Annotated in this window: 7 protein-coding genes; 1 reads left to right on the forward strand and 6 read right to left on the reverse strand. The window is 29.5% G+C overall.

Going from position 1 to position 5,607, the window contains the following annotated elements; genetic code table 11:
- Nucleotides 1-84 precede the first annotated feature (84 nt).
- From RR45_RS10690 to RR45_RS10700, 3 genes are all read right to left on the reverse strand, one after another.
- Entirely contained in the window at nt 85-708 is a 624-nt protein-coding gene (locus RR45_RS10690) for a DUF2812 domain-containing protein (protein WP_031367209.1), read from the reverse strand.
- An 11-nt stretch (nt 709-719) separates the two neighbouring features.
- Nucleotides 720-1,031, reverse strand: coding sequence for a PadR family transcriptional regulator (locus RR45_RS10695; RefSeq protein ID WP_012898740.1), 312 nt, complete (start codon nt 1,029-1,031; stop codon nt 720-722).
- A gap of 145 nt (nt 1,032-1,176) precedes the next feature.
- Nucleotides 1,177-2,052 (reverse strand): nucleotidyl transferase AbiEii/AbiGii toxin family protein, encoded by an 876-nt coding sequence (locus RR45_RS10700; protein ID WP_084463506.1) that lies wholly within the window; start codon nt 2,050-2,052, stop codon nt 1,177-1,179.
- A gap of 192 nt (nt 2,053-2,244) precedes the next feature.
- On the opposite strand from RR45_RS10700, the gene RR45_RS10705 reads away from it, so the two are divergent.
- Nucleotides 2,245-3,192 carry a type IV toxin-antitoxin system AbiEi family antitoxin domain-containing protein gene (locus tag RR45_RS10705; protein WP_072353696.1) on the forward strand — a complete coding sequence of 316 codons (948 nt, stop codon included), beginning with the start codon at nt 2,245-2,247 and terminating at the stop codon, nt 3,190-3,192.
- Between the two features lie 333 nt (nt 3,193-3,525).
- Here RR45_RS10705 and RR45_RS10710 read toward each other — a convergent pair whose 3' ends face one another.
- Genes RR45_RS10710 through RR45_RS10720 form a run of 3 tightly spaced genes read right to left on the reverse strand, consistent with a single transcriptional unit; the run spans nt 3,526 to nt 5,427 of the window.
- Nucleotides 3,526-3,723, reverse strand: coding sequence for a cysteine-rich KTR domain-containing protein (locus RR45_RS10710; RefSeq protein WP_096823193.1), 198 nt, complete (start codon nt 3,721-3,723; stop codon nt 3,526-3,528).
- Complete coding sequence (locus tag RR45_RS10715) at nt 3,720-4,754, reverse strand: alpha/beta fold hydrolase (RefSeq protein WP_006906970.1); 1,035 nt, start codon at nt 4,752-4,754, stop codon at nt 3,720-3,722. The genes RR45_RS10710 and RR45_RS10715 overlap by 4 nt, the downstream gene beginning before the upstream one ends.
- A gap of 34 nt (nt 4,755-4,788) precedes the next feature.
- A complete protein-coding gene (locus tag RR45_RS10720) occupies nt 4,789-5,427 on the reverse strand; it encodes a TetR/AcrR family transcriptional regulator (protein WP_031367205.1) in 639 nt (212 codons plus the stop codon).
- Nucleotides 5,428-5,607: the final 180 nt, after the last annotated feature.

Below are 5,607 nucleotides of genomic sequence, written 5' to 3' on the forward strand. Positions count from 1 at the left end.
TAGATTTTTTGGAAAACTTTGCAACAGAACCCTATAGCGAATAAGGAAAAGAACCCTTATTTAGAAGAGGTTCTTTCTTTATTCTTATTTTCTTTTAAATTTTGAATCGTCATTTATAAGTGAACGTATGAGGTAATAGATACCTAAAAATAAAAAGAAGAATAACGGTAATACACGGAGTAAAGCAAAGGGAGTTTCAAAAAGAAAAGCATACCAAAAACTGCCACCTTTTAAATTCCAGATATTTGGTGTTAGATACCATGACTTGAAGTTTATAATTTGGGTCCAGGATGTATTTCTACTAAAAATATAAAAATACAATAAAAATAAAAATCCGTATGAATAACCATATTTAACATATCTTCTCTTCGCACTTTCTTGAGAATCTTTGTCAGAAAATATTCCTCTTGATACGTCAGGACGTTTTTGCTGAAAGTACTGAGCACCACCAGAACGACTTCCTTTTATTAGTTTCCAACCACTATCAGAAAATAGTGTTACATAATCTTCATAGTTTGTTTTCTTCATACTTTTTTCTCTAAAATCAAGGCGTACATAAGGAATGAACATTTCTTTAGTAGATAATTTTTCAAAAGTATACATAGGGACTGCAGAATTAACAGAAACTAACTTATAGCCCTCTTCTTGTATAGAATTAATCCATTCTTCTTCTTTTTTTAAAGATAAGAAAATTCTAAATTTCTTCATGTTTTCCCCTCCTAATATCCAAATTCAGAAGATAGTTTAATCAGACTTCTTAAACGTTCTATTTCTAGTGTTAAAACTTCTTCTCCTATATCGGTAATTTTGTAAACTCTTCTTCTTTTTTCCCTATTTGGAATTTCTTCTATCCAATTAAGCTTAAGTAAATTTTCAATCGCTCCATACATGGTTCCAGCTGCTACCTTTACAAATCCATTACTCAACTTTTCTATTTCTTGAATAATGGCATATCCATGTGCAGGAGTGGTTAAAACTAATAGAATGTAAAAAGTTGTTTCGGTTAAAGGTAAATGAGGATTTCTACTCATATATGTTCCTCCTTTTTTTGTTATATAGTTACACTGTATATAGTTTCTATGTATACAGTGTAACTAAATAAATTTAGAAAGTCAAGTATCGTTTTGTGTTCAATAGGGTATACTCTGTTGGACTTGCGTATGATATAGAATATAATCATTTTAATTTTTGATATACACGGTCAAAAACTTTTTTATTAAAGGATACTAGATAGTTAAAATCTATTTGCTTATCTAAAGGAATCTGTGGTATTACTTTAGATATATAATCACTATTCAATTTATTTAGTAAATCTATTGAAGGGTTTATGATCTGCAGTAGTAGGTCTATATTTACCCCTTTAAGATCAAACATTTTTTTTATAATAGAAATATTTTCGGGAGAATCTAAGTTTGTGAAATCGTCAATATTATTTATAAGAATGGTGTAGATGTCAAAAAGATCCCGTGATCTATCTTTTGCTTTTGATAATGTATATTCTGGAAGTTGTTGACAAGATGCTCGTATCTTTTCATCTACTATCATTAAAGGAGAGTATACAAAAATATCTACACCATTTAAATTATATGAAATTCTGTCCTCTGTATACTCGTCAAAACTTAAATCAATTTTTATTTTTTTTTGACCATTTTCAATAGTAATTCCATGAGCACCAATATTTTGCCTTTGTTTATCATCTAGCTGTTCAAATGTTTCTTGAGATATGATTATAAAAGATATAAAGTATCCTCCCCACCATGGCGGAATAGAGTCATTACGCTTTGTTGGACGATGTTCAAGTTTAAAATTTTCGACTTGGTAGCCTAAATCTGAGAATGCTTTTGTTATTAAACTTTCAAATAAAATTTTATGGGACTTAATATCTAGTCTTCTTGACTCAGAGATAGAAAAATCTAGATCTTGAGATTGTCGTTCTGTTAGACCTAATAATTTTAAAGCATTCCCCCCTTTTAGAGTTAGAAGTTGAGAGAGTTCATTATTAGAGAAAATTGCTGTCAGACAAATGAATCGTATATCGTCAGGTGTTATCATACTAGGTCTCCTTATTTGTATTATGTATATATTCTATCATAACTATTTTTTTAAAAGTATAATAACATAGCTATAGTATATATACTATAGCTATTATTTAAATCAAATTTTTGATATAATGAAAAGAGAATAAAATAGCTATAGTATATATACTATAGCTATGGATGTTGAAATTATATTTAAGGAAATAAAATGAATAACGATAGATATCATATAAAAGAAAATGCGGAATTTTTAAAAGATCTTGGAAAGAAATATGGAAATGTTTTAAATAGAACAACTATGATAAATTTTGTAAATGATGCTAAAGAAAAATCTTCAATATCTACAAGCGTTAACTTTGGTATTATGGTTAAATATTTAGTTGATGTTCTAGGATTATTTGAAGAAATTAGGATATATCCTGATAATAAAGAGCCGATCATTAGATATGTTGCTAAATATATATCGGTTTCTCCGTATGAAATAGCATTATCTCTGAAATCTAAATCATTTTTATCACATTATAGTGCGTTATACGTACATGATTTAACTTTTAATAATCCGAAAGAGATTTATATAAATACTGAGCAAACGTTAAAGCCTAGGAATGAAGCAAATTCAAAATTAACTCAAGGTAAAATTGATTTTGCATTTTCAAAGCCTATGCGAAAAACTAAAACTACTTTTTTATTTAGATACAATGGGATTATGTATACAGTATTTGTACTAAATTCAAAAAATACAAGAAATACTGGTATTATTAAAAAAGAAACTTTTGAATTCTCAAAAGCTATCAATGTTACAAATTTAGAGCGTACATTAATAGACGTAACAGTTCGTCCGACCTATAGTGGAGGATCATCTGAGATTCTGGAAGCATATAAGTTGGCAAGTCTATTAATTGATATTAATAGGATGGAACTATATTTAAAAAAATTTGACTATATCTATCCCTACGAAAAGTCTATTTTATTATATATAAAATACATAGGAAATTCAGTTTTGTTTGAAAATTTATATAAAGCATGGTACAAACGAATTGATGACAATTTAAACTTCTATTTGGACTATCAGATAGCTGACAGCAAATTAGATACTAATTTAAATATATATTATCCTAAAACATTTGATATTCAAGGGGTTCTGTTGCAAAGTTAGAAAATCAAAAACGATATCTTTGACTTTCCGTCATTTTAAGCAGGTATTAATGGGAATACCAGCCTAAGATATTCTGAGTTCAGAGAGGGCTCGTTTGATTTTCAAACTTCGCAACAGAACCAAACACACAAACAGACCGTTCTCTGTTTATGTGTCCATGCAGTGTTGCTTATATTATTTGTGGAAGTGAAAAACCACGGAGGATTCTTTTGTATAGATAACTGTGTTTTATGTTTGTAAGCAATCGCCGTATAAAATCGGCTTGTAGTATATATTTTTCATGATAATTCTCCTAATAAAAATAGCCGATAACATAAGATTTTATATCTTACATTATCGGCTCTGCGTCTTTGCGTCCGGCTCTTTAATGATTGTGGTTTTAAACTCTTTTATACTAACTAAAGTTTCTAATTTACACTTAGGACAGTAAAGAGGAAAATTCCTTAATTCGGTATCTTTTCGTAGTTTTATACTCGTTTTACTTTTACATATAGGACATAACAACCATTCTGTTAGCAACATCGTCATCACTCACCATTACATATAGAATTATCAGATACAATTTCTCTAAATTCTGATAATAGTTTAATATACTCTTTTGGCTTGAAAGTATGAATAACATGGTTAGCCGAAACTTTTTTATATATTATTTGCGGAGCCAAGGAAATAGCATGATGAGCGTCATCATCATCAAATGCTCCTATAAGTCCGTAATTTTCGTAGCGTTTCCAATCGGCTTGAATAAGCAGTACGGGGCATTTGGTTTTTTCAAAAGCTTCTGCATGGTCAATACCATCATAAAACCTGCCATCTACAAAGGCTCTGGCAAAATCCGGGTCAAACATAGACAATGATTTAATTAGCAAACGTAAGCTATCTGGGAAGCCAATTTCAACCGGACTATCAGGGTATTTATCCTGAAACTTCTTTATCTTTCGTGATAACCAACTAACAAACCAATTTGGAATTCTTTTGATTCTCTTATCAGAAGCTGGTACTTCCATATTTTGAAAATAATTTGCTAAATCTCTATCTGGTATATTTCCGATTTGATTAACAAGGTGCTTTAGCCCGTTATATACGAATTTATCTTGTTCTTTAAATCGTGGCATTTCAGCAGAAAAAATGGGTGCGTCCTCAAGAATAATTCCGGAAATATATTCAGGAATATTAGCAGCACACCAAAGAGCGATAATGCCACCTGATGAATTTCCGCTAATAATAACTTTTTGTTTTATTACATTTTCTATAAATATTTTTATGTCCTCACCAATAATTTTCCATGAATAATGCCCCGGTGTCCAAGAAGACTTTCCATGACCTCTCACATCTATGGCATATACTTGGAAAATTTTTGATAGTGGCAAAAGTACTTTCTTATAACTTTCCCACATACCCATTTGAGCAGGAATCAATAATAAACTCGGTCCATTTTTAGGACCAACCACATAGTTCAGCTTAACACTCCCTGTATCATAAGTTTTTTCTGAAAAACCAGCATTTACCAGTTTTCGATTATTTAGTTTTCCAGACAATTTTTCGTATGGATTTTTATAGTTCATTCAACATTCCTCCTAACTATAATTCTTGAATGTTTTACTCGATAACAATTCCGTAAATCATTAAATCAAGATATTCTTTAACATCTTTTTTAAATTCATGAAAATTATCAAATAACTCCATTGGCTTGTCTTGATACAAATGTAGATATTTCATTACAATTGCATCAATATACAAACTTAAACTCTCTATAATTTTTTGGGTATCTATGTCTTGTCTTAGTTTCAATTTTTTAACAGCACTTAAAATAATCTTACTTGATTTTTCTTTTGATTTTTTATGATATATGCTTAAAATATTTCTAATATCTTTACTAACTTCTTTGTGTGTTTCCTTTGAAACCATATTTAAAAATTTTGTTTCATCTGGATATTTTGTGATTAAATTATATTTCATATCCATCATATAAAAAATTATTTCATAAAAATTATCATAAGTTCCTTCGTATTCTAAATCTTGTGTCAATAGGTCGACTGTATGTTTAAACAGGTATAAGTAAAAATTCTTTTTATTGCCAAAATAATAAAATAATAAACCTTTAGAAATACCAGCTTCATGAGTGATTAAATCAGTCCGTGCTTCTACAAAGGAAAACTTTGAGAAAATTTCAATTCCCTTGGTTATTATTTGCTCCTTTTTTTCATCTGAAATTTTTTCAAAATTCTTAGTAACCATTAGACACCTCACTAAATTGACCAATCAGTCAGTACTCTTGATTAGAGTATATCATATTTTGACTGATTGGTCAATTTCGGGTGGTAAAGAGTGAAATGGTAATATTTTCTTTGATTAGATTACTTCGCAACAGAACCGTCTAAGTTGTTAGGGTTCTGTTGCGAAGTTTGAAAATCAAAC

Source organism: Pseudolactococcus chungangensis CAU 28 = DSM 22330, from assembly GCF_002441885.1.
Classification (GTDB): domain Bacteria; phylum Bacillota; class Bacilli; order Lactobacillales; family Streptococcaceae; genus Pseudolactococcus; species Pseudolactococcus chungangensis.

Coding starts and splice junctions, on each gene's coding strand:
- RR45_RS10690 (WP_031367209.1), bottom strand. CDS start 708: ATGAAGAAATTTAGAATTTTCTTATCTTTAAAAAAAGAAGAAGAATGG.
- RR45_RS10695 (WP_012898740.1), bottom strand. CDS start 1,031: ATGAGTAGAAATCCTCATTTACCTTTAACCGAAACAACTTTTTACATT.
- RR45_RS10700 (WP_084463506.1), bottom strand. CDS start 2,052: ATGATAACACCTGACGATATACGATTCATTTGTCTGACAGCAATTTTC.
- RR45_RS10705 (WP_072353696.1), top strand. CDS start 2,245: ATGAATAACGATAGATATCATATAAAAGAAAATGCGGAATTTTTAAAA.
- RR45_RS10715 (WP_006906970.1), bottom strand. CDS start 4,754: ATGAACTATAAAAATCCATACGAAAAATTGTCTGGAAAACTAAATAAT.
- RR45_RS10720 (WP_031367205.1), bottom strand. CDS start 5,427: ATGGTTACTAAGAATTTTGAAAAAATTTCAGATGAAAAAAAGGAGCAA.